This window comes from Nitratireductor sp., assembly GCF_017794765.1.
Taxonomy (GTDB): domain Bacteria; phylum Pseudomonadota; class Alphaproteobacteria; order Rhizobiales; family Rhizobiaceae; genus Nitratireductor.
The window spans coordinates 2,463,606-2,485,396 of sequence record NZ_CP051236.1; the positions used below are offsets into that span (position 1 = coordinate 2,463,606).

General features: G+C 60.6%; 21 protein-coding genes. 11 read left to right on the forward strand and 10 right to left on the reverse strand.

Annotated features, from left to right (window positions below; translation table 11 throughout):
- Window positions 1-20: 20 nt before the first annotated feature.
- The 7 genes from HF949_RS11655 to HF949_RS11685 all read right to left on the reverse strand — a co-directional run bounded on the left by HF949_RS11655 (window position 21) and on the right by HF949_RS11685 (window position 9,911).
- Window positions 21-467, reverse strand: coding sequence for a DUF983 domain-containing protein (locus HF949_RS11655; protein WP_292895447.1), 447 nt, complete (start codon window positions 465-467; stop codon window positions 21-23).
- Window positions 467-2,791 carry a ribonuclease R gene (gene rnr / locus HF949_RS11660; protein WP_292895449.1) on the reverse strand — a complete coding sequence of 775 codons (2,325 nt, stop codon included), beginning with the start codon at window positions 2,789-2,791 and terminating at the stop codon, window positions 467-469. Before rnr ends, HF949_RS11655 begins: the two co-directional genes overlap by 1 nt.
- 4 nt (window positions 2,792-2,795) lie before the next feature.
- A complete protein-coding gene (topA, locus tag HF949_RS11665; RefSeq protein WP_292895451.1) occupies window positions 2,796-5,417 on the reverse strand; it encodes a type I DNA topoisomerase in 2,622 nt (873 codons plus the stop codon).
- A 474-nt stretch (window positions 5,418-5,891) separates the two neighbouring features.
- Complete coding sequence (gene dprA, locus HF949_RS11670) at window positions 5,892-7,022, reverse strand: DNA-processing protein DprA (protein ID WP_292895453.1); 1,131 nt, start codon at window positions 7,020-7,022, stop codon at window positions 5,892-5,894.
- Window positions 7,022-7,636: a glycerol-3-phosphate 1-O-acyltransferase PlsY gene (plsY, locus tag HF949_RS11675; RefSeq protein ID WP_292895455.1), complete on the reverse strand. Its 615-nt coding sequence runs from the start codon at window positions 7,634-7,636 to the stop codon at window positions 7,022-7,024. Before plsY ends, dprA begins: the two co-directional genes overlap by 1 nt.
- A gap of 29 nt (window positions 7,637-7,665) precedes the next feature.
- A complete protein-coding gene (locus HF949_RS11680; protein WP_292895457.1) occupies window positions 7,666-8,952 on the reverse strand; it encodes a dihydroorotase in 1,287 nt (428 codons plus the stop codon).
- Window positions 8,949-9,911, reverse strand: a complete 963-nt coding sequence (locus HF949_RS11685) for an aspartate carbamoyltransferase catalytic subunit (RefSeq protein ID WP_292895459.1) — start codon at window positions 9,909-9,911, stop codon at window positions 8,949-8,951. Before HF949_RS11685 ends, HF949_RS11680 begins: the two co-directional genes overlap by 4 nt.
- Window positions 9,912-10,114: 203 nt before the next feature.
- Between HF949_RS11685 and HF949_RS11690 the strand changes: the two genes are divergently transcribed.
- Window positions 10,115-11,743 carry an acyl-CoA dehydrogenase family protein gene (locus HF949_RS11690; RefSeq protein ID WP_292895461.1) on the forward strand — a complete coding sequence of 543 codons (1,629 nt, stop codon included), beginning with the start codon at window positions 10,115-10,117 and terminating at the stop codon, window positions 11,741-11,743.
- Here HF949_RS11690 and HF949_RS11695 read toward each other — a convergent pair.
- Window positions 11,725-12,663, reverse strand: coding sequence for an AEC family transporter (locus HF949_RS11695; RefSeq protein WP_292895463.1), 939 nt, complete (start codon window positions 12,661-12,663; stop codon window positions 11,725-11,727). The two genes, HF949_RS11690 and HF949_RS11695, sit on opposite strands and share 19 nt — an antisense overlap.
- A gap of 163 nt (window positions 12,664-12,826) precedes the next feature.
- Between HF949_RS11695 and HF949_RS11700 the strand changes: the two genes are divergently transcribed.
- Entirely contained in the window at window positions 12,827-13,399 is a 573-nt protein-coding gene (locus HF949_RS11700) for a hypothetical protein (RefSeq protein WP_292895465.1), read from the forward strand.
- Complete coding sequence (locus HF949_RS11705; RefSeq protein ID WP_292895467.1) at window positions 13,399-13,731, forward strand: DUF6105 family protein; 333 nt, start codon at window positions 13,399-13,401, stop codon at window positions 13,729-13,731. Before HF949_RS11700 ends, HF949_RS11705 begins: the two co-directional genes overlap by 1 nt.
- Here HF949_RS11705 and ruvX read toward each other — a convergent pair.
- Entirely contained in the window at window positions 13,677-14,162 is a 486-nt protein-coding gene (gene ruvX / locus HF949_RS11710; protein WP_292895469.1) for a Holliday junction resolvase RuvX, read from the reverse strand. The genes HF949_RS11705 and ruvX overlap by 55 nt on opposite strands.
- 124 nt (window positions 14,163-14,286) lie before the next feature.
- Here ruvX and HF949_RS11715 point away from each other — a divergent pair, with 124 nt between their 5' ends.
- From HF949_RS11715 to HF949_RS11730, 4 genes are all read left to right on the forward strand, one after another.
- Window positions 14,287-14,994 (forward strand): metal-dependent hydrolase, encoded by a 708-nt coding sequence (locus HF949_RS11715; protein ID WP_292895471.1) that lies wholly within the window; start codon window positions 14,287-14,289, stop codon window positions 14,992-14,994.
- A gap of 92 nt (window positions 14,995-15,086) precedes the next feature.
- The gene (gene gatC / locus HF949_RS11720; protein ID WP_292895473.1) at window positions 15,087-15,374 is read left to right on the forward strand and encodes an Asp-tRNA(Asn)/Glu-tRNA(Gln) amidotransferase subunit GatC; all 288 of its coding nucleotides are present in this window, start codon (window positions 15,087-15,089) and stop codon (window positions 15,372-15,374) included.
- 60 nt (window positions 15,375-15,434) lie between these two features.
- Window positions 15,435-16,916 carry an Asp-tRNA(Asn)/Glu-tRNA(Gln) amidotransferase subunit GatA gene (gene gatA, locus HF949_RS11725; RefSeq protein WP_292895475.1) on the forward strand — a complete coding sequence of 494 codons (1,482 nt, stop codon included), beginning with the start codon at window positions 15,435-15,437 and terminating at the stop codon, window positions 16,914-16,916.
- 40 nt (window positions 16,917-16,956) lie between these two features.
- Window positions 16,957-17,766: a YdcF family protein gene (locus HF949_RS11730; protein WP_292895477.1), complete on the forward strand. Its 810-nt coding sequence runs from the start codon at window positions 16,957-16,959 to the stop codon at window positions 17,764-17,766.
- 204 nt (window positions 17,767-17,970) lie between these two features.
- Here HF949_RS11730 and HF949_RS11735 read toward each other — a convergent pair whose 3' ends face one another.
- Window positions 17,971-18,297, reverse strand: coding sequence for a hypothetical protein (locus tag HF949_RS11735; RefSeq protein WP_292900289.1), 327 nt, complete (start codon window positions 18,295-18,297; stop codon window positions 17,971-17,973).
- 60 nt (window positions 18,298-18,357) lie between these two features.
- Between HF949_RS11735 and HF949_RS11740 the strand changes: the two genes are divergently transcribed.
- From HF949_RS11740 to HF949_RS11755, 4 genes are all read left to right on the forward strand, one after another.
- Window positions 18,358-19,758: an L-serine ammonia-lyase gene (locus tag HF949_RS11740; RefSeq protein WP_292895479.1), complete on the forward strand. Its 1,401-nt coding sequence runs from the start codon at window positions 18,358-18,360 to the stop codon at window positions 19,756-19,758.
- Between the two features lie 71 nt (window positions 19,759-19,829).
- Complete coding sequence (locus tag HF949_RS11745; protein ID WP_292895480.1) at window positions 19,830-20,264, forward strand: DUF1489 family protein; 435 nt, start codon at window positions 19,830-19,832, stop codon at window positions 20,262-20,264.
- A 66-nt stretch (window positions 20,265-20,330) separates the two neighbouring features.
- Window positions 20,331-21,068: a VWA domain-containing protein gene (locus tag HF949_RS11750; RefSeq protein WP_292895482.1), complete on the forward strand. Its 738-nt coding sequence runs from the start codon at window positions 20,331-20,333 to the stop codon at window positions 21,066-21,068.
- Entirely contained in the window at window positions 21,065-21,760 is a 696-nt protein-coding gene (locus HF949_RS11755; protein ID WP_292895484.1) for a DnaJ domain-containing protein, read from the forward strand. Before HF949_RS11750 ends, HF949_RS11755 begins: the two co-directional genes overlap by 4 nt.
- The last annotated feature ends 31 nt before the right edge of the window (window positions 21,761-21,791 follow it).

Consider the following 21,791-nt stretch of genomic DNA (forward strand, 5'->3'; position numbering starts at 1 on the left):
CGCTCGCTCATGGCCTTCTCCTAAGAATGTTTTTCCAGTTCCGGGTGTGTGTCTGCCGGTTCGTCTTCATCGCCGAACCCGTGCATGTAATAGGCCCATTGGAGCCCGACGATCGAACCCTTGATGGGGCCGATCAGAAGGAGAGACATAATCAGCGTGACCGGCACCCAGATCGAAAGATGCACCCAGCCCGGCCAATCGGTGAACGCCTCCATCCCCATGAACGCGCCGACAACGACGTGGCCGACGATGAAGATCACCAGATATGCGGGCAGGTCATCGGCGCGGTGATGGTGGAATTCCTCGCCGCATGCAGGGCATTTGTCCGCGGTTTTCAGATAGGCGCGAAAAAGTTTCCCTTCGCCGCAATTGGGGCAGCGTCCCATGAAGCCGCGTTTCATGGCCTCCACAAGCGGGCGTTCAGGCTTCTTTTCAGTTGCTGCGCCGCCGTAGATATTCTCTTCCATTATCGTCTCCTGCCCTGCGAGGCGCGGCGGCTCTTACCCGAGGTGCGGCCTGGGCGACCCCTGGCCTTGTGAAACGATTTCATCGACCCCGGCAGTTTCTCGGGCTTGCTCAGCATTTCAAACCGCATGGCGCCGGCCAGCGGCGCAATTTCGACGAGCCGCACCGACACGCTGTCACCAAGCTGAAAGCCGCGCCCACTGCGCTCACCCACCATGGCATGCCGTGCTTCGTCATAGATATAGTACTCGTCTCCCAGTGTGGAGACAGGCACAAAGCCATCGGCACCGTATTGCGGCAACTGGACAAAAAGTCCCGCCTTGGCCACGCCGGAGATGCGGGCATCGAACTCTTCGCCCAGACGACCCGACAGATGCTCGGCCACAAGCCGGTCAACCGTGTCGCGCTCGGCGGCCATGGCGCGGCGCTCCGTTGCCGAGATGAGAGCAGCCGTTTCTTCCAGCCGGGATTCCTCGTCCTGTGTCAGCCCGTCCTTGCCAAGCCCGAGAGCCGCAATCAGCGCGCGATGGACGATCAGATCCGCATAGCGGCGGATGGGCGAGGTGAAATGAGCGTAGCGACGTAGGTTCAAACCGAAATGGCCAAGGTTTTCAGGTGCGTATACTGCCTGGCTCTGCGAGCGCAGCACGACTTCGTTGACCAGTTGCTCGTGTTCCGTGTCACGCACGCGGGCGAGGATCGCGTTGAACTGGGCGGGCTTGAGCTGCGCCCCTCGCGCGAGCGAGATCTCGAAGGTGCGCAGAAATTCGCGCAGGGCTTCCTGCTTGGCAAGCGATGGGGCGTCGTGGACGCGGTAGACGAGCGCCTGACGCTTGGCCTCAAGTGTCTCGGCCGCAGCCACATTGGCCTGCACCATGAATTCTTCGATCAATTTGTGCGCATCGAGACGCGGCGGTACGACCACGCGATCGACAGTGCCGTCCTCCTTCAGGAGGATCTTGCGCTCAGGCAGGTCGAGTTCCAGCGGCTGACGGTCATCGCGCCCGCGTTTCAGGACGGCGTAGGCCGCCCAGAGCGGCTTGAGGATGTGGTCAAGAAGCGGGCCGGTCTTGTCGTCCGGTTCCCCGTCGATGGCCTTCTGAGCCTGCTGATAGGAGAGTTTCGCCGCCGAGCGCATAATGACACGATGGAAGCTGTGGCCGACCTTCCGCCCCGACGCAGAAAAACGCATGCGTACGGCAAGCGCAGGGCGCGGTTCGCCCTCGCGCAAGGAGCACAGATCGTTGGAAATGCGCTCCGGCAGCATCGGAACGACACGGTCCGGAAAATAGACGGAATTGCCGCGTTTCAGGGCCTCCCGGTCGAGTGCGGAACCCTGCCGCACATAATGTGCCACATCGGCAATGGCGACCGTGGCGATGAAGCCACCCGGGTTTTTCCCGTCCGGATCAGGCTCAGCCATGACCGCATCGTCGTGGTCCTTGGCGTCGGCCGGGTCGATGGTGATGAGCGGCAGGTCGCGCCAGTCTTCGCGGCCTGAAAGCGTGACGGGCTTTGCGGCTTCCGCCTCGGCGATCACCCCTTCGGGGAAGATATGTGGAATCTCGTGCGCGTGAATGGCGATCATGGAGACCGCCTTTTCGCTGGAAAGCGAACCGATGACCGAAATCACCTTGCCGCGCGCGGGGCCGTAGCGCCCGCCGGAAATGGGCTCGATCTCCACCAGATCGCCATCCTGCGCGTCGTTCAGATCGTTGCCGTCAATCACGAGTTCGCGCTGGGTGCGCTCGACGGGCTCGATGCGAAACACGCCATCCTTCGACTTGCGGATGACGCCAAGAATGCTCTGCCGCCGCTTTTCGAAGACCTTCATCACGCGGCCCGTATAGGCGGGACCTTCACCATTATCCGTGGGGAAAACGCGGGCCAGCACGCGGTCGCCAATGCCAGCAGGCTTGCCGCCCTTTTGAGTGCGGATTTCCACGAGGGGCAGGGGGCCTTCCCCTTCATCCTGATCCTCGCGCTCGGCGGGCCTTGCCAGAAGCGCGCCGGCGGCGTCGCGCGAGAATATGTCGAGCACTACCACATGAGGCAGCGCGCCCGGACGAAGAAGGCGCTTGCGCGTTTTCTTCAAAAGTCCCTCGTCCTGAAGGTCACGCAGAATATCCTTCAGCCAGATACGGTCGCCGCCCTTGAGACCGAACGCCTTGGCGATGTCGCGCTTCGACGTGCGATCAGGATTGTCCTTGATAAAGCGCAGCACTTCGTCGCGACTGGGCAATGCCGAACCGGACGACCCTTTGGCCGCTTGTGTGCTGGCCGACCGGGCCTTCGATTTCGACTTGCCGGAGATGCTGCGCGCCAAGGCGTTATTCCTCTTTCCTGGCTGCGGTCTTTTTCTTTGCCCCGGTGGTCTTCTTGGCCGTGGTCGCCTTCTTGGCCGGCGCTTTCTTCTTCGCCGCCGGCTTCTTCTTGCCGCCCTTGGATGCTTTGGCCGCGATCAGTTCGAGCGCTTCCTCGAGCGTCACGTCCATCGGGTCCTTGCCCTTGGGAAGGGTCGCGTTGACCTTGCCGTGATTGACATAGGGGCCGTAGCGCCCGTCGCGGACGGTGATCTTGCCGCCCCCGTCGGGGTGATCGCCAAGCTCCTTGAGAGCTGTCGGCGTCGAACGTCCGCGCCCGCCCTTGGCCTGTTTCTCCGCAATCACCGTGACGGCGCGGTTCAGCCCGATGGAGAACACATCCTCGACGCTTTCCAGATTGGCATAAGCGCCGTCATGCAGCAGGAAGGGGCCGTAGCGTCCAATGCCGGCGGAGATCATCTTGCCGGATTCAGGATGCTGGCCGACATCACGCGGCAGCGACAGAAGCGCAAGCGCCTTCTCGATGTCGATGGATTCGGGCGCCCAGCCCTTCGGCAGCCCGGCCCGCTTGGCTTCCTTGCCTTCACCACGCTGGATATAGGGACCGAACCGGCCGGAGCGCAGCGTGATCTCCTCTTCGGTGTGCGGGTCCTTGCCGAGCACCTTGTCGCCGTCGAGACCGTTTTCACCATTCTCGCCATTGCCCGCCTCCCCGAACTGGCGGGTAAACCCGCACTCGGGATAGTTGGAACAGCCGACGAACGCACCGTGGCGACCGAGCTTGAGAGAGAGCTGGCCGCTCCCGCAGCGCGGACAGGCGCGCGGATCGCTGCCGTCTTCCTTGGCGGGGAAGGCGAGCGGGGCCAGTTCCTCGTTGAGCGCATCGAGAACATTGGTGACACGAAGTTCCTTGATCTCGTCCACATGGCCCGAGAAATCCTGCCAGAAATCACGCAGAACCTCCTTCCATGAAAGCTGGCCATCGGAAATCTTGTCGAGCTTTTCTTCAAGATCTGCGGTGAAGTCGTATTCCACATAGCGTTCGAAGAAATTTTCCAGAAATGCCGTGACCAGCCGGCCCTTGGCCTGCGGCATGAGCTTGCGCTTCTCGATCGTCACATAGTCACGATCCTCAAGCGTCTTGAGCGTCGCCGCATAGGTAGAGGGGCGGCCGATGCCGAGCTCTTCCATCTTCTTGATGAGCGAGGCTTCCGAATAGCGCGGCGGCGGCTCGGTCGTGTGCTTGGTGGCGTCGATCTTTTCGCGCGTCTGCATCTCGCCTTCGTGAATTTCAGGCAGGCGGCGGCTTTCCTCATCCTCGGCGTTTTCGTCCTTGTCGATTGCATAGGCGGCAAGGAAACCCTCAAACCGGATGACCGATCCGACGGCACGCAGCCCGGCATTGCGAGCCCCGTTCTCGGCAACGATCTCGACCGTCGTACGCTCAATCTCGGCAGGCTGCATCTGGCTGGCGATGGCACGTTTCCAGATTATTTCGTAGAGACGAGCCTGATCCGCATCGAGATAACGGCGCACCTGATCGGGCGTGCGGGAGAAATCCGTCGGGCGGATGGCTTCGTGCGCTTCCTGCGCATTCTTGGCCTTCACCGAATAAAAGCGCGGCTTCTCGGGCAGATAGCGCTCGCCGAACTCGGCGCCGATCGCCTTGCGCGCCTGATCGAGCGCCTCAGGCGCCATCTGAACGCCGTCGGTACGCATATAGGTGATCAGACCTGCCGTCTCACCACCGATGTCAATGCCTTCGTAGAGGCGCTGCGCCACCTGCATGGTGCGCGAGGCACCGAAGCCGAGACGCGAGGACGCGGCCTGTTGCAGGGTCGACGTGGTGAAGGGCGGCGCGGGGTTGCGACGCGTGGGCTTCGCCTCGACGGAGACTGCTCTGAAGGAAGCGCCCTCAAGCATCGCAGTGATGTCGTCGGCCTGCTCCTGGCTCTTGATATCGAGCTTCTGCAGTTTTTTACCGTCGATGGTCGTCAGGCGCGCTTCAAAACTCTCCTGGCGCGGCGTGGAGAGCTTTGCTGCAATCTGCCAGTAATCCTCGCGGATGAAGCGCTCGATCTCCGCCTCGCGGTCGCAGACGAGGCGCAGCGCTACCGATTGGACGCGGCCCGCCGAGCGCGCTCCAGGCAGCTTCCGCCACAGGACGGGCGAAAGTGTAAAACCAACCAGATAATCAAGTGCGCGGCGCGCAAGATAGGCATCGACGAGCGGCGCATCGAGTTCACGAGGATGGGCCAGTGCGTCGAGCACGGCCTTCTTGGTGATGGCGTTGAAGACAACGCGCTGCACCGGCTTGTCCTTGAGAACCTTTTTCTGCCTCAGAACTTCCAGCACATGCCAGGAAATCGCCTCTCCCTCGCGGTCGGGGTCGGTGGCGAGTATCAGCGTATCGGCATCCTTCACAGCCTTGGCGATGTCGCTTAGTCGCTTGGAGGAGGGGCTGTCCACGCTCCACGACATGGCGAAATCCTCGTCAGGACGCACCGAGCCATCCTTGGGTGGAAGGTCGCGGACATGGCCGAACGAAGCCAGAACCTTGTAGTTCGAACCCAGATATTTGTTGATGGTTTTCGCCTTGGCCGGCGACTCGACGATAACGAGATCCATAAGCTTTCAGATTTCCCCGCAGGCGTCCGGCATCTGGCGGCGCCTCGCAATTTGAACGAATCCAGCCTCGTCACATGGCCGTGCTTTGCCGTGCGGTCAAGGGTCAACGGGAATTTCGTCCGCTGGAAAGGGTCTGTGGACAGTTTTTGTTTATCGTAAATTTTCCGTTTATTTGTTTATAATGGTGTGTATACTTCATCTGGGTCCTAATGGAGAATGATCGGGGACGGCGGATATCGGGCAACACCAGGGGTGCCGCGCGCTGGAAGGGAGTGTCGGCGAATGGGCGAACATTGTGGTGGGGGCCGAACCGACGCACTTGATTATATGCAGGCAATGCTCGGTCAGTTGCGAACCATGGCGCTTGCGGAGCGATGTGACCTGCTCGCATACATGATTGAGATGGCGTATCTTGAGGCCGGCGACATTATTCGCGGCGACCAGCCCTGTCGTTTTCAGGGGAATGCGAGGGGGCTAGATGTTCCCGGGAAGAAGCGAGACCGCGCTTCCTGAATGCCGCTCAAGCCGACCGGCAAGATCAAGCTCGAGCAGAATGGTGAGAACCTGTGAGGGATGAAGGCCGGTATGGCGGATAATATCGTCTGTCAGCACGGGGGTGGGGCCCAGTGCCTGAGTGATTTTATCACGGTCGCTATCGCTGGGAGGCGGAGCCGCCGAGACAGGCGAGGGTTCTTCAAGGCTTTCTGTTCTCGGCAGCGGTTTCTCCAACAGGGGAATTATCTGCGAAACGATGTCATCGGTTTCGGTGACCAGGATCGCACCGTCTTTCAGGAGCGCATTCGTGCCGCCCGCGCGTGGATCGTAAGGTGATCCCGGTACGGCGAAGACAAGCCGTCCCATCTCTCCGGCCAGCCGAGCGCTTATGAGAGAACCGGAGCGCTTTGCCGCTTCGACCACCACAAGACCAAAGGCGAGACCCGCGACCAGGCGGTTACGGCGGGGAAAATCGCGCGCCCGCGGCACCCAGCCGAACGGCATTTCGCTCAGCACGGTTCCCCGTTCCGCAATTTCCTCAAAAAGCGTGAGATTTTCGGGCGGGTAGGGGCGATCAAGACCGCCGGCAAGCGCAGCGATGGTGCCACTGTCGAGGCTGCCCTGGTGGACCGCGGCATCGATCCCGCGGGCAAGTCCCGACGCGACGGAGAAGCCGGCCTTTCCGAGGTCGGCCGCCAGTTGCCTTGCCATCTTTATGCCGGTGAGTGATGCGTTGCGCGCTCCGACCAGTGCGATTGTCGGCCTGAGTGCAACGGAAAGATCCCCCTTCATCGCGAGCAGTGGGGGCGGCTGGTCCATACGGCGCATTAACGGGGGATACTCAGGTTCCCCGACAGCGACGAAACTGGCGCCCAGGCGTCTTGCTTCTTCCAGTTCCCGCTCCACATCCGCGAGGGAGGCGATAACGATACGCCGCGTCGCTCCGCCGCGAGCCGCAAGCTCCGGCAACATCTTTAGCGCGGTTTCGGCCGAACCGAAGTGATTGACGAGTTGGCGGAAAGTGACCGGGCCGACATTCTCGCTGCGTAGTAGCTGCAACCAGGCGAGGCGCTGACGGTCGCTAAGCCGAGCGCCTTCGCCAGCACTCATCACCCCTTGCCCCCGATGCGTGTTTCAGTCCCCGCCATCAAACGCGATATGTTTGTGCGGTGCTTGATAAACACGATCGCGCTCATCAACACAAAGAGTTCAGCCACCTGAACATAGTCCAGCAGGTAAAGTCCGACCGGAACGGCGAGCGCGGCGACTAGCGCCGAAAGCGACGAATACCGCGTGACGAAGGCCACGGTGAGCCAGACCGCGGCGAAAATGATGGCACCCGGCCAGGCGAGCGCAATCAGGACGCCGAGATAGGTTGCCACTCCCTTGCCGCCACGGAAGCCTAGCCAGACAGGAAAGAGATGGCCGAGAAACGCGCCAAGCCCTGCCGCGATTGCCTGATCGGGGCCATAAAGACCGGCAAGCAAAACGGCAGCCGTGCCTTTGAGTGCATCGCCAAGGAGCGTAAGGGCAGCGAGTTTCTTGTTGCCTGTGCGGAGCACATTGGTTGCACCGATATTGCCCGAACCGATCTTGCGGACATCGCCAAGACCGGCGAGGCGTGTAACGATCAAGCCGAACGGAATGGATCCGAGCAGATAACCGAACAAGAGCGCTGCGGCGAGATAGGGCAGCGCAATCTGCCAACTGATGGGATCCGGCATCTGGTTCTCTCCCTCGAACCTTCTTTCGCTCAGGCCGTGAATACTGTGCGGCCTGCAACCATTGTTTGCAAGACCCGACCCTGCATACGTGCGCCCTCAAAGCATGTGTTCTTCGACAGCGATCGAATGTCTGCCTCGCGTACGATCCACGGCGCGCCGAGATCCACCAGTGCAAGATCAGCGTCCGCACCCGGCTTGAGTGTGCCGCCGGGAAGCCCGAACAATCGCGCTGGTGCGGTGGACAGACACTCGATGAGGCGCATCAGTGACAGGTCGCCATTGTGATAAAGGCGCAATGATGCTGCCAGCAATGTCTCGAGACCGATGGCACCGGCTTCGGCTTCGGCAAACGGTAGGCGCTTTGTGTCCACGTCCTGCGGGTCGTGCGAGGAAACGATAATATCGACAACCCCGGTTTTCAGTGCCTCCACCATGGCGACCCGGTCATCTTCTGTGCGCAAGGGCGGCGAAAGCCGGAAGAATGTGCGGTAATCGCCGATGTCGTTTTCGTTCAGCGTCAAATGGTTGATCGAGATGCCTGCGCTGACATCCGCTCCTTCATTCTTGGCCCGTGCGATGGCCGCTGCCGACATTGCGGTGGAGATTTTCGCGGCGTGGTAGCGGCCTCCGGTCAGGGTGGCGAGCATCAGGTCCCGGCTGAGCGGTATGGTTTCAGCCTCGCGCGGAATGCCGGGAAGCCCGAGCCAGCTCGCGAAAAGTCCCTCATTCATCACGCCTGAGGAGGCCAGATGCGGATCCTGTGTCTCGTGGGCTATGGTAATGCCCAGATCGCGGGCGTAGGTGAGGGCACGCCGCATCACCAGTGCGTTGTCGATTGTCGAACGCCCCTCGGTAAGCATCACGGCCCCGGCTTCGTGCAAAAGCCCAAACTCCGAAAGCTCCTTTCCCGCAAACCCCTTGGTTACGGATGCAGCAGGAAACACGTTGATGGTCGCCGTATCGCGTGCGGTGCGTTTGACGAACTCCACCAGAGCCACATCGTCGATCACCGGGGAGGTATCGGGCATCATGATGACGGACGTCACGCCGCCTGCTGCTGCGGCCCGGCTTGCTGAGGCGATGGTTTCACGGTGTTCCGCGCCGGGCTCACCTATGAACACGCGCGAATCCACCAGACCGGGGATGACAGCGTGCCCCTGGCAATCGACGATTTCAGCGTTTTCAGGGGTGCCCTGATTATGGGCATCGGCACCTGCGGCAAGGATTTTGCCGTCGGCGACGATGACCGAACCGTTTTCGTCTATGTCACGCGAGGGATCGACAACACGAGCGTTCTGAAAGACGGTCGCGCTCATGTCATGTCTCCCTCGGTGTCACGTCTTGGGTCAAGCAACGCTTCCATCACGGCCATCCGCACGGCAACGCCCATTTCCACCTGTTCCTGAATCAGACTTTGCGGTCCGTCTGCGATCTCGGAGGCGATTTCGACTCCTCGATTCATGGGGCCCGGATGCATTACCAGCACATCATCCCTGGCTACCTTCAGCTTTTCCGAATCCAGGCCGAAATGGCGGAAATACTCCCGTACCGAGGGAATGAGCGATCCTGCCATTCGTTCGCGCTGCAATCGGAGCATCATCACAATATCCGCTCCCTTCAGGCCCTCGTCCATCCTCGTGAAGGGTTCCACTCCCATCTGGCCGATGCCGGCGGGAAGAAGCGTCGAGGGTGCAACGACCCGCACCCGCGCGCCCATGGCGTTCAGCAAAACGATGTTCGAGCGCGCCACGCGTGAATGCAGAACGTCACCGCAGATCGCCACGGTCAGCCCGCCAATGCGGCCTTTCGCGCGACGTATCGTAAGTGCATCGAGCAGAGCCTGTGTCGGGTGTTCATGAGCGCCGTCGCCCGCATTGACGACTGAGCATGAAACCTTCTGGGCGAGGAGCGCCGCAGCGCCGGCCGCAGCGTGCCGGATCACCAGAATATCCGGCCGCATGGCGTTCAGCGTGATCGCAGTGTCAAGCAGCGTCTCGCCCTTCTTGGTCGAAGAGCTTGCGACGGACATGTTCATGACATCCGCGCCGAGCCGCTTGCCAGCCAGTTCGAACGAAGACTGGGTCCGTGTGGAGGCTTCGTAGAAAAGGTTGATATGTGTACGGCCGCGCAGCGCGGCAGTCTTCTTCTCCTGCCGCCTTGAAATCGCAACGGCCGCATCGGCACGGTCGAGAAGTGTTTCGATGTCGAGGGGCGACAGCCCCTTGATGCCAAGCAGGTGGCGGTGTGGGTAAAGTGGGAAAGAGGCGTTTGTCATCTCAAGAGCCTGCTATAGGCTGCCGCCAGAACCGCTGCAAGCGCGCATCGCGTGCCGAACCCGTCTACCGGGCACAAATAACAGCTTTTGTGTTTTTGTGGGTCATCAAGCTTTCATCGATTGGCAAGGTGTGCTTGCCACTATGGGTCGTTGAGCGTGCGTTGATTCCCGACGCGCTGCTTTTGTTGTGATAGAGTGAAGCCGTGACGCATGAAGTAACCAACCAGTCGCCTCCGATCGCCGGCACCAATGCCTGGCGCAGCGATCCCTTGCTGATGCAGGTGGCAGAGCGGTTCTCAGAACCTGTGCGCAAGGAACTCGATACGCTTGGGCGTTTCGTGCGTAATCAGGAGGCACTTGATCTGGCCCGTCTGGCCAATGCCGAAACGCCTCAGCTCAGAACCCATGACCGGTATGGAAACCGGCTCGATCTCGTCGAATATCATCCCGCATATCACGCATTGATGCGTCGCTCCGCCGCCAACGGGCTCCATTCCTCCATCTGGGAGAAGACGGAATCCGAGGCAGGACATCGCCATCAGATACGTGCTGCGCGCTTTTATCTGACGGCACAACTCGAATGCGGTCATCTATGCCCGCTGACCATGACCAATGCCTCGCTTGCGGCATTGATGGCGGACAACACGCTGTTTCGCCGCTGGGCGCCACGCGTGGCCGTCCGCAAATACGATCATTCGAACAAGCCAGTGGCGCAGAAAAACGGCATCACCATAGGCATGGGGATGACCGAAAAGCAGGGCGGAACCGATGTGCGCGCAAACACCACGCGGGCCGAACGCCTTGAAGGAAAGATCTATCGTCTGACGGGCCACAAATGGTTCCTGTCTGCGCCAATGTCCGACGCTTTTCTGGTGCTGGCGCAGGCCGATCAGGGGTTGTCCTGTTTTCTGGTGCCGCGGGTGCTGGAGGACGGCGCCGGAAACGGCCTGCATTTCCAGCGTCTCAAGGAAAAGCTCGGCAATCGCTCGAATGCCTCATCAGAGGTGGAATTCCACGGCACAATGGGTGAACTGGTCGGCGAGCCGGGTGGTGGCATCCGCACCATCATGGACATGGTGACGCTGACGCGGCTCGACTGTGCACTGGGCTCGGCGGGCATGATGCGTGCGGCACTGGCGGAAGCCGTGCATCACACGCGCCACCGTAAGGCTTTCGGCTCGCGGCTCATCGAGCAGCCGCTGATGATGCGGGTGCTTGCCGACATGGCCCTTGACGTCGCGGCGGCAACGGCGCTTTCGATGCGGCTCGCCCGTTCCTTTGACGAGGCCGCCGACAGCCGCGGTGATGCGGCCTTCGCCCGCGTCATGACGCCGGTGGTCAAATACTGGGTCTGCAAGCTGGCGCCCGCCGTCACCTATGAGGCGATGGAGTGCCTGGGCGGCAATGGCTATGTCGAGGAGGCCCCGCTCGCCCGTCACTACCGTGAAGCCCCGGTCAACGCGATCTGGGAAGGCTCCGGCAACGTGATGGGACTTGACGTTTTGCGCGTCCTCGAGCGCAATGCCGGGCTTTTTGACGATGTGCTTGGGATGATTGGCAGAGACCTTGGCGAAAAAGGCGGCGCAACGCTGGAGGTTCTGGCCGCCGCTGCGCGCGTGTGTCAGACGGATGAGGGGTCGGCCCGCATCCTGACCGAACAGCTCGCCCTGGCGGCAGCCGCAGCCGAGTTGAAACGCATGGGTGCCGGAAGGGTTGCCGATGCCTTCATCGAGACGCGTCTTGCCGGCCAGTGGCGCAGCACTTACGGAATGCTGGATGCGCGGCACGATGCGGCCTCCATCCTCGATGTGCTTTATCCGGACGCGAGCTGAGCGACAACCGTTAGAACAAGCGGCATCGTGAAGAAGGCGAGCGCTGTCTGCAGCGTGGTTATACTCGCGTAAAGTGGTGCATCACCACCGAGTTGACGTGCGAGAAGATAGCCATTCATGGCGGTGGGAACCGCCGCACAGAGCGCCAGGTAGTCGAGCGCCGGTCCAGTGACGCCAAAACCGAGCGCCATCGAAATCATGAGCGCCGGAAAGAAGATCAGTTTCAGAAAGGCGGAGGTCCACAGGGCTACCGGTGCGCCCAGGAAATCGCCGGGACGCAGGCTGGCGCCAATGGTCAAAAGCCCCATCCCGAGCGCAGCGCGACCGACCAGATCAAGCGTCTGGTTCAAAGGCGGGTAGAGTCCGAAGGGCATGAACCGCAGAACCACCGCACCCGCCGCCGCCAGAACCATCGGGTTTCGGACCACGTCCAGAAGGACCCTTGACCACGGTGCGCTGCGGTCCGCAAACCGTGTGACCACGAACACCGAGGCGATGTTGATGGGGATGATGATCGTCGCCATCACAAGTGCGACCACGGCTGCACCTTCGGGAGGAAAGAGCTTCTGCGCGACCGCCAGCGCCATGAAGCCGTTCCAGCGTACCGCAGTCTGGAAGAGCGAAGAATACTGACTGTGCCTGATCAATCCGCTTGCTTTCAGCAGGGGCCATATGGCCAGCACGAGAAGGATCATCACGAGGACCGAGACCATCAGAGCCCCAAGCAGGGCGTCCAGCCGGAGTTTTGAGAAGTCCGCATTGGCAATGGTGATGAAAAGCAGCGCCGGGTACAGGAACCAGTAGCAAAGCTGCTCCAGTCCCGGCCACGTTTCGTCCCTGATAAGCGGTGTCCGGCGCAGCGCGTTTCCCGCAATGATGACCAGGAAAATCGGCAGGGTGCTTTCGAAAATGGCGAACATGGGAAACCGGGAAGAGAAGGGATCTTATTGCTAATGACCGGCCGCAGGTCTGTAAAGCCGGAGCCCCACTCTCCGCGCCTGTGAAAGTTAACCTTAATGATTGGTAACCGTTGCAGGGAGATTTGCGGCGGTTCAGTGTGACTTTTATCCGGGAACGAGAGTCATGAACCGCACATTTTCTATCCTTCTGTCTGTCTACTGGGCCGTCATTTTCGGTCTGGCCGCCTGGTCAGCCGCGCAGGCCGAAGGCATTATCGTGCCCGCTGGCGCTCTGGGTGCTGAGACCGCCTGGCAAGCAACAACATTCTTCGGCCATTTGGGTATTGTGCTGGGCAACGCGCTGGTGGCCGCGCTTTTCACGTGGACGCTCTTTGTGTCTGTGCTTGAAAATGGAGACCGGCACGAGACGGCAAACGTTGCCGGACTGGCCTGCGCCGCTGCATTGGTCATGCTGCTTGTCGACGTGTTTCATGCAGGGCTTTCCTCAAATGCAACCGCGTTCTCGCCCTCGACCGCCACAACGATGAAATTCCTCGCTGTTCTGGCGTCTCATCTGGTGATGCGGCGGGAGGAGGGGATCGCGGAACAGGAAAAAACCGTACCGGCCGCAGCGCCCATGTCCCGGGTCTCGACACTGCAGATTATTGATGCCGCTCACGAAGCCATGGCGTGGCGTGTTGCCCGCAGGCAGCGGCTGCGTTTCTCGCCGCCCGCCAACGATCATCGGAGCCCGTAATGCGTTATCTTCTGATTTTCTGGGCGCTCCCGCTCGGCCTGTTCTGGGGATGGTATGGACTGTCCTATCATGACATCAACTTCGGCCTCGGCTTTTTCAGCCGGGAGATGAATGACCTGCTGTTTCGGATTTACGGCAACATTCTGGGCATCGACCCGACCATTATTCCAGGCATGGTAGCCCGGGCCTGCGTGCTCGACAGCTTCATCCTTCTGGCCATCATCGCGTTCCGGCGCCGGCGCGCCCTGTGGACTTGGTTCAAAGAGAAACGGGCGGCTTATCGTGTGGATGAGGCGGGCCCGGAAGCGCGCAACCTGTCGAGTGCGCCCTGAAGAATGAAGGCGGCAGCGGCCGAATCGATCCGCTCGGCCCGTTTTTTCCGTGACACATCCATCTCCAGAAGGGCTCGCTCCGCAGCGACCGTCGACATGCGTTCGTCCCAGAAGGCGACGGGAAGGTCGGTAAGCCGCTCGAAATTGCGGATAAAGGCGCGCGTCGACTGCGCACGCGGTCCTTCGCTTCCGTCCATGTTCACCGGCAGGCCGATGACAATCCCGCCCACATTGTCGCGCTCGAAAGCCGCAATCAGTGCTTCGGAATCCTGTGTGAACTTCCTGCGCATGATCACCTGCCGTGGTGTGGCAAGGGACAGGCCTCGATCGGAGACTGAAAGCCCTATGGTTCTGGTGCCGAGATCGAGGCCGGCCAGTGTCTGGCCTGCTTCGAGAAAAGCGGGGAGTTCCTGCAGGTCAACCACTGACAAAACCATCTTCTCCGATTAGGACTGAGGGATCGTTTTAGCGCTGCACCGGTTACACGGAAAGCTGCCGATGTGCGATAGCCGCCATCGAGTGCGCTGCGCGACAGAGACAATGGAGGACAATCGCATGGAGCTGACCTGGTACGGCCATTCGGCATTTCGCGTGGATGCGGGTGACGCACACATCCTGATCGATCCGTTTTTCAGCGGCAACCCCTCCTGGAGCGGTGGATGGGAAGGCCCGTCCGATGGCGTGACCCATGTGTTGCTCACCCACGGCCATGACGATCATATCGGCGATGCGGTCGATATTCTGAAAAGCACCGGAGCGATGCTGGTCGCCAATTTCGAGATCTGCATGTTTCTTGTGGGTAAAGGTGTCGACCAGAGCCGGATCAACCCCGGCAACCATGGGGGCACGGTCGATTGCGGCGGTTTCACCACCACCTTTGTCAACGCGCAGCATTCCTCATCTTCTTCGGGCGAGGGCGGTGCGAACACCTATCTGGGCAATCCTGCAGGCCTGGTGCTTCATTTCCCCGATGAAAAGACGCTCTATCATATGGGCGACACCGATATTTTTAGCGATATGGCGCTGATTCATGAGTTGCATCAGCCCGAAATCGGTCTTGTACCCGTCGGCGACCGCTTCACCATGGGGGGCGCTGTGGCTGCTCTTGCCTGCCGTCGCTACTTCAAGTTCGAGACGGTTCTGCCCTGTCATTTTGGCTCGTTCCCGATCATCGATCAAACGGCGCAGAAATTCATCGACGGAATGGAAGGATCGGGCGTGAACGTACCGACGCTCAAAGTCGGCGAGAGCATAACCCTTTAGCAAATCCGGTGCGTCGGAGCGCGTTGGCGGTTGCACGCCGCCCGCGTGCCGATTATAGCCGGGGCGCAGCCAATAAGCGCCTGGAGAAAACCATGTCCGTGGACATCGATACCGTGAAGCGTGTTGCGCGCCTTTCCCGCATTGCCGTTGACGAGGCCGATGCCGAGCGCATGACGGGTGAACTCAATGCCATTCTCGGTTTCGTCGAGCAGTTGAATGAAGTGAATGTGGAGGGCGTCGAGCCGATGACCTCCGTCATTCCGATGGCGATGAAGAAGCGTCAGGACGGCGTGACCGACGGCAACAAGGCTGACGATATCGTCGCCAATGCGCCGGCCTCGGAAGACAATTTCTTCGTCGTGCCCAAAGTGGTCGAATAAGAACGCCCCGCTTCCCAACCCATTTGCCCTGACGGGCCGCCGGATTTTCACGGATCTTCCATGACAGAGCTCACCAAACTCACAATAGCCGAAGCGCGCGAGAAGCTGGCCACAAAGGCCTTCACCGCCACCGAGCTGACCGAGGCCTATCTTTCGGCCATCGATACAGCCAACGAAAAGCTCAACGCCTATGTGGCTGTCACACATGACAAGGCACGCGCCATGGCAAAGGCGAGTGACGAAAAGTTTGCAAAAGGCGAAGCCGGTCCCCTGGAAGGCATTCCGCTCGGCATCAAGGACCTGTTTGCAACGCAGGACGTTCACACCCAGGCAGCAAGCCACATCCTTGACGGGTTCAAGCCCAAATACGAATCCACCGTCACGGCCAATTTGTGGGCGGATGGCGCGGTGATGCTCGGCAAGCTCAACATGGATGAGTTTGCGATGGGATCGTCCAACGAAACCTCCTATTACGGGCCGGTCATCAATCCCTGGCGCGCCGAAGGCTCCAATGCCGATCTCGTTCCAGGCGGTTCGTCGGGTGGGTCTGCCGCCGCTGTGGCCGCCTTCCTGTGTGCGGGTGCCACCGCAACGGACACGGGCGGGTCGATCCGCCAGCCCGCCGCCTTCACCGGAACGGTCGGCATCAAACCTACCTATGGCCGCTGCTCGCGCTGGGGCACGGTGGCCTTCGCCTCCTCACTTGATCAGGCAGGGCCGATTGCGCGCGACGTCCGCGACGCGGCAATTCTCTTGAAATCGATGGCCTCTGTGGACGACAAGGACACCACCTCCGTCGACCTGCCGGTGCCGGATTACGAAGCTGCCATTGGCCAGTCGGTCAAAGGCCTGAAGATCGGCATCCCGCGTGAATACCGTCTCGACGGCATGCCGGAGGAAATCGAAGCGCTCTGGAAGAAGGGCATTGACTGGATGCGCGATGCGGGCGCGGAGATCGTCGATATCTCCCTGCCGCACACCAAGTACGCGCTGCCGGCCTACTATATCGTTGCGCCTGCCGAAGCCTCGTCAAACCTGGCGCGCTATGATGGCGTACGCTACGGCCTGCGCGTGCCCGGCAGGGACATTGCCGACATGTATGAGCAGACCCGTGCGGCCGGTTTTGGCCGCGAGGTCAAGCGCCGCATCATGATCGGCACCTACGTGCTGTCTGCGGGCTATTACGATGCCTATTATCTCAGGGCACAGAAGGTGCGCACGCTTATCAAGCGCGACTTCGAGCAGGTGTTCGATCAGGGCGTCGATGCCATCCTGACGCCAGCTACACCTTCGGCGGCCTTCGGCATCGCGGATCAGGATATGGCGTCCGATCCGGTAAAGATGTATCTCAACGACATCTTCACCGTCACGGTGAACATGGCGGGCTTGCCCGGGATTGCCGTACCGGCCGGCCTCGACCCAAAAGGCCTTCCGCTCGGCCTCCAACTCATAGGCAAGCCGTTTGACGAAGAGACACTGTTCCGTACGGCGCATGTGATCGAACAGGCCGCGGGGCGTTTTGCACCGAACAGGTGGTGGTAGTCATCATGGTGCGGCTTTGTTCTAAAACAGGGGCCGCGCCATGTTCCACCTCGTTTCCGCAATAGGCTGGCTGTTCCTTCAGCCCCTCAGCCTTGTTGCGATCCTTATCGCAGTGTCGCTTCTCACCGCATTTTTCGGTTGGCGCCGCCTGTCCATGGCGGCGGGCGGCCTGTCCTTTCTGGTGCTTGTTCTTTCAGCATGGACGACGCTCGGTGCACTGGTGCTCGGGCCCCTTGAAGATCGTTTTCAGAAGCCCGTACCTATACCTGTTTCCGTCGATGGCATCATTGTTCTCGGCGGCGGACTGGAAGGCTCCATCAACATGGCGCGGGGCGGCCATGAGCTAAACTCCAGTGGGGATCGCTTTGTCGAAGTCGCGATCCTCGCGCGCCGGTTTCCGCAGGCTAAGATCCTGATCTCTGGAGGGCAGGGCGCTGTCTTTCTGGCCGGAGAGGGCGATGCGGACACCGCACCGCGTCTCTTGACCGCGCTTGGCGTGGCTGCAGACCGCCTTGTTCTGGAAAACCGTTCGCGCGACACCTATGAAAACGCCGTTTTCTCCAGAAAACTGGTTGAGCCGGCCGCAGGCGAGACCTGGCTTCTCGTCACCTCCGCCTTTCACATGCCACGCGCTGTCGGTGTGTTCCGAAAAGCCGGACTTCCGGTAACGCCCTGGCCGGTGGATTACAAAACGGCCGGCAACGAAACGCCGGGCCTGGCTGAAGACAACGCACTTGATTCCCTGCGGAACACGACCCTTGGCATACGTGAGTGGATCGGCCTAATGGCCTATCGAGTAGCTGGCAGAACGGATGAGCTATTTCCGGGGCCAAAGCCTTCCGCGCCGTGAGTCGAGTGCCTTTCAGGGCGAGAGATGGTGCATTGCAGCAAAAATGTCCGCATTTTGCCACACCTGTTGAAAATTCCTTTACCGGCACAAGTCCCTGATTATGCTGATAAACCCTCTTTTTCCGGGGTTTTACAACAGTTCTCTGGTCGCGATTTCGCCGTTTTTGGACTTGCGGAAGCCTACGCGGAGGAGTATCTCCCGCGGTCACAGATCGGCGATCGGGATTATCCCGCTCGGAGATTGAATTAAGAAAAACGGGATATGCATGGACGATAGCGTTGAGAGATCCTGCTGGGGCGTAACCGCCAAAGCAGTGATCGGGCTTGCGGGAATCATCTTTCTGGCATGGCTCTTGATTGGCGCCGAAACGGCAGCGGTCGTAGCAACGGCAAGCTGAACTACCAGCAAAACCGCACAACATCGGTTCTTTAAAGTCACAGGGCGCAGCACAATCGCTGCGCCCTTTGCTTGTTTGGGGAAATCGCCTACATCATGCGGTGTCGCGGTCGTGTCAGCGCGCTCCTTCTCCATCGTTGGGGGGCTTGCACACCGCGGGAGTTCCTCGTCTGGCCACATCCGGAGCCTTCGCCCATGTTCCTTTCCGTTTTCGACCTGTTCAAGATCGGCATCGGACCCTCCAGTTCGCACACGATGGGGCCCATGACGGCGGCGGAGCGGTTTCTGGCCGAGGTCGCCGGCGATGACTGGCCGCGCCCGACCGGCAGTGTCGTGCACCGGCTGGGTGTCAGCCTGCATGGCTCCCTTGCCTTTACCGGTGTGGGCCACGGCACGGACCGGGCCGTAATACTGGGACTTGCAGGTTACAATCCTCTGACGGTCGATCCTGATCGCATGGATGAACAGCTCGCGAGGATTGCAGCCGAGAAGATGGTCCGGCCTGAAGGGCATCAGCCATACCAGTTCGATCCGCAAAGCGACCTCGTGCTCGACAAGAAAGTGGCTCTCCCCGGTCATGCGAATGGCATGGCATTCAATGCTTATGACGCGGATGGCAGGCTCCTTTTGAGACGCATCTATTACTCCGTCGGCGGCGGTTTCGTTGTTTCCGAGGAAGAGTTGCAGACACTAAAGAGCGATGCAGGCAAGCCTGAGGCCGGCAATGTGCCGTTCGCCTTCGCGAGCGCTCGCGAAATGCTGGCCATGGCTGCCGAAAGCGGATTATCGATCGCCGAGATGAAGCGGGCGAACGAAGAAGCACATATGACCCGGGCGGAGCTCGATTCCGGTCTGGACCGCATCTGGCAGGCCATGGACGCGTGCATTGAACGCGGCCTTTCGCAGGACGGCATCATGCCCGGCGGCCTGAATGTGCGCCGTCGTGCGCGGCAGCTGCATGACAGGCTGGATGAAGACTGGCGTCAAAATCGCCCCAATCCCCTTGCGGCGAACGACTGGCTTTCCGTTTTCGCCATGGCCGTGAATGAGGAAAACGCCAGCGGCGGCCGCGTGGTGACTGCACCCACCAATGGGGCGGCGGGCGTGGTGCCTGCGGTCATGCGTTACTGGCAGAAGTTTCATGTCGATGCCGATGCCAACGGTATCCGCGATTTCCTTCTGACGGCAGCCGCGATCGGTGGCATTGTCAAGCATAACGCGTCCATATCCGGAGCGGAGGTCGGTTGCCAGGGCGAAGTCGGCTCGGCTTCCGCCATGGCGGCAGCGGGCTTTGCCGCCGTGCTGGGTGGTACACCCGAACAGGTGGAGAACGCCGCTGAGATCGCGCTCGAACACCACCTGGGCATGACCTGCGACCCAGTCGCAGGGCTCGTCCAGGTCCCCTGCATCGAGCGCAATGCTCTCGGCTCGGTCAAGGCTGTTACGGCCGCTTCTCTCGCGGTCAAGGGCGATGGGAAGCATTTTGTTTCGCTTGATGCTGCAGTGGAAACGATGCGGCAGACCGGCGTGGACATGAACGAGCGCTACAAGGAAACGAGCCTGGGCGGACTGGCGGTCAACGTCGTGGAATGCTGAATATTTCTCAACGCTGTGGAGAGCCGGCCATCGAGCTTGACCTCGGCAGGGCAGCGCCCGACATTTGAACAATGGCACTCAACCTGATCAAATTGTGCGTCGGCTGCGAAAGCGTCGAGCAGTTGCAGGACTGGATCGTGCTTCGCTTGCGGGAAAAGCAGGCACGCGGCGAGCCGGCTGAGCAGTTTCACACCACGCGCATGGTGCCAAAGCGTGTCGAAGAGCTGACCGAAGGCGGATCTCTATATTGGGTGATCAAAGGCACGGTTCAGTGCCGTCAAAGACTTTTGGACATTCGGCCGTTCCGTGATGCAGAAGGTGTGTCGCGCTGTCATCTGGTGCTGGAGCCCAAATTGGTGCGCACGCAGTTTCAGCCACGCCGTGCCTTCCAGGGTTGGCGATATCTCGAGCCAAAGGACGCGCCACAGGATCTCGGCAGCGCCGGAGATGATGCGGAAATGCCTCTGGAACTGCGCCGCGAACTGACAGAACTCGGCTTGCTGTAGCGCCCGATCTGGCGCAGGCTTACGATGAGCCTTGCAACCAGTTCGAGGACGCCCATCTTTCTTCCTATGAGCGAAAAGAAAATGCCCGCGCCGCGTCGCGCAGAGACAAAGCCCGCCGACACCCGATCACCATCGGGAGCCATTGATGCATTCGTGCGGCAGGCGCGCGCACTTGCGCCGCTGCGCGGTCCCGGCAGCGGACGGCTCATTCTTGCGCTGGACGCGACAATGAGCCGGCAGCCCACCTGGGATCTTGCCTGCAAACTTCAGGCCGAGATGTTCGATGCCGTGGGCAAAGCGGGCTCACTCAATGTCCAGCTCGTTTACTTCCGGGGTTTTGGCGAAAGCCGCGCCTCGCGTTTCGTGCGTGATACCGAAGCTTTGAAAACGCTCATGACCAGGATTGACTGCCGTGGCGGCCACACGCAGATCGGCAAGGTTCTGGCGCACGCTCTCAAGGAAACCGCACGCGAGAAGGTAAACGCGCTCGTCTATATTGGCGACGCCATGGAAGAGAGCGTCGACGATCTATCGGACAAGGCCGGGCGTCTTGGCCTGAGCGGCGTGCCGGTTTTCGTCTTTCAGGAAGGGCAGGATCCGATTGCTGAACGGGCATTCCGCGAGATCGCCCGTCTGTCGAAGGGGGCATGGTTTCGCTTCGATTCGCGGTCCGCGGCCGAACTCGGCAGACTGCTGTCCGCCGTCGCGGTGTATGCGACGGGCGGTCTCAAGGCACTCCGCGACCGGAACAGACCCGAGGATCGCAGGATGCTGGAACATCTGCGCGATAACAAAGACCGATGAGCTTCCCGTTCTTCTTCTTCGCGCTCTTGTTGCTACTGACTTTGGGCAGCTTCGCGCTCTTGAATGCAAACCCGAAGCGGGTGGCCAACACTTTGCGGATGGCCGGTCCGGCTTTGCTGGCGCTTGCCGGTGTCATCATGCTTTTCGCCGGCAGGGCAGGGATCGGGGGAATGTTGATTTCTGCTGCGGCCGCCTGGTTCGGTTCCGCGCGTTTGAAGATGGGACAGAAAAAGAAGCCTGGCCAGAGCTCTACGGTGCGTTCGGCAGCGCTCGAAATGGAGCTCGATCACGATAGTGGAACATTGTCCGGGGTGGTTCTGGCCGGCCGGCACGAAGGGCGCCGGCTCGCAGAGATGACACTGGAGGAGCTGCTTTCGCTCTATACGGAGCTTGAAAGCGATGAAGAGAGCCTAAGGCTTCTGGAAACCTATCTTGACAGCGAATTCCCCACCTGGCGCGATGGCGCGCAACCGAATGGCGACCGGGGGGAGGGAGTTGCGTCGGGCACGGGCCCCATGACCGAGGAGGAGGCCTATGAGGTCCTTGGTCTTGAAAGAGGTGCGTCCGTTGCGCAGATCAGAGAGGCTCACCGCCGCCTGATGCAGCGCCTGCATCCCGACATGGGAGGTACCTCGTCTCTTGCTGCCCGCATCAACGAGGCCCGCGACGTTTTGCTGTCCGCTCATGAGTGAGTTCCCGGTACGCGCTACACTATCCTGACTC

Excerpts from the sequence above, each read along its gene's own strand:
- plsY (WP_292895455.1), bottom strand. The coding sequence starts at position 7,636 with ATGCCGGATCCCATCAGTTGGCAGATTGCGCTGCCCTATCTCGCCGCA.
- HF949_RS11730 (WP_292895477.1), top strand. The coding sequence starts at position 16,957 with ATGTTCCACCTCGTTTCCGCAATAGGCTGGCTGTTCCTTCAGCCCCTC.
- dprA (WP_292895453.1), bottom strand. The coding sequence starts at position 7,022 with ATGAGTGCTGGCGAAGGCGCTCGGCTTAGCGACCGTCAGCGCCTCGCC.
- HF949_RS11750 (WP_292895482.1), top strand. The coding sequence starts at position 20,331 with ATGAGCGAAAAGAAAATGCCCGCGCCGCGTCGCGCAGAGACAAAGCCC.
- HF949_RS11715 (WP_292895471.1), top strand. The coding sequence starts at position 14,287 with ATGGAGCTGACCTGGTACGGCCATTCGGCATTTCGCGTGGATGCGGGT.
- HF949_RS11680 (WP_292895457.1), bottom strand. The coding sequence starts at position 8,952 with ATGAGCGCGACCGTCTTTCAGAACGCTCGTGTTGTCGATCCCTCGCGT.
- HF949_RS11745 (WP_292895480.1), top strand. The coding sequence starts at position 19,830 with ATGGCACTCAACCTGATCAAATTGTGCGTCGGCTGCGAAAGCGTCGAG.
- HF949_RS11655 (WP_292895447.1), bottom strand. The coding sequence starts at position 467 with ATGGAAGAGAATATCTACGGCGGCGCAGCAACTGAAAAGAAGCCTGAA.
- HF949_RS11685 (WP_292895459.1), bottom strand. The coding sequence starts at position 9,911 with ATGACAAACGCCTCTTTCCCACTTTACCCACACCGCCACCTGCTTGGC.
- HF949_RS11740 (WP_292895479.1), top strand. The coding sequence starts at position 18,358 with ATGTTCCTTTCCGTTTTCGACCTGTTCAAGATCGGCATCGGACCCTCC.
- HF949_RS11700 (WP_292895465.1), top strand. The coding sequence starts at position 12,827 with ATGAACCGCACATTTTCTATCCTTCTGTCTGTCTACTGGGCCGTCATT.
- HF949_RS11705 (WP_292895467.1), top strand. The coding sequence starts at position 13,399 with ATGCGTTATCTTCTGATTTTCTGGGCGCTCCCGCTCGGCCTGTTCTGG.
- HF949_RS11755 (WP_292895484.1), top strand. The coding sequence starts at position 21,065 with ATGAGCTTCCCGTTCTTCTTCTTCGCGCTCTTGTTGCTACTGACTTTG.
- HF949_RS11695 (WP_292895463.1), bottom strand. The coding sequence starts at position 12,663 with ATGTTCGCCATTTTCGAAAGCACCCTGCCGATTTTCCTGGTCATCATT.
- gatA (WP_292895475.1), top strand. The coding sequence starts at position 15,435 with ATGACAGAGCTCACCAAACTCACAATAGCCGAAGCGCGCGAGAAGCTG.
- HF949_RS11735 (WP_292900289.1), bottom strand. The coding sequence starts at position 18,297 with ATGGAGAAGGAGCGCGCTGACACGACCGCGACACCGCATGATGTAGGC.
- gatC (WP_292895473.1), top strand. The coding sequence starts at position 15,087 with ATGTCCGTGGACATCGATACCGTGAAGCGTGTTGCGCGCCTTTCCCGC.
- topA (WP_292895451.1), bottom strand. The coding sequence starts at position 5,417 with ATGGATCTCGTTATCGTCGAGTCGCCGGCCAAGGCGAAAACCATCAAC.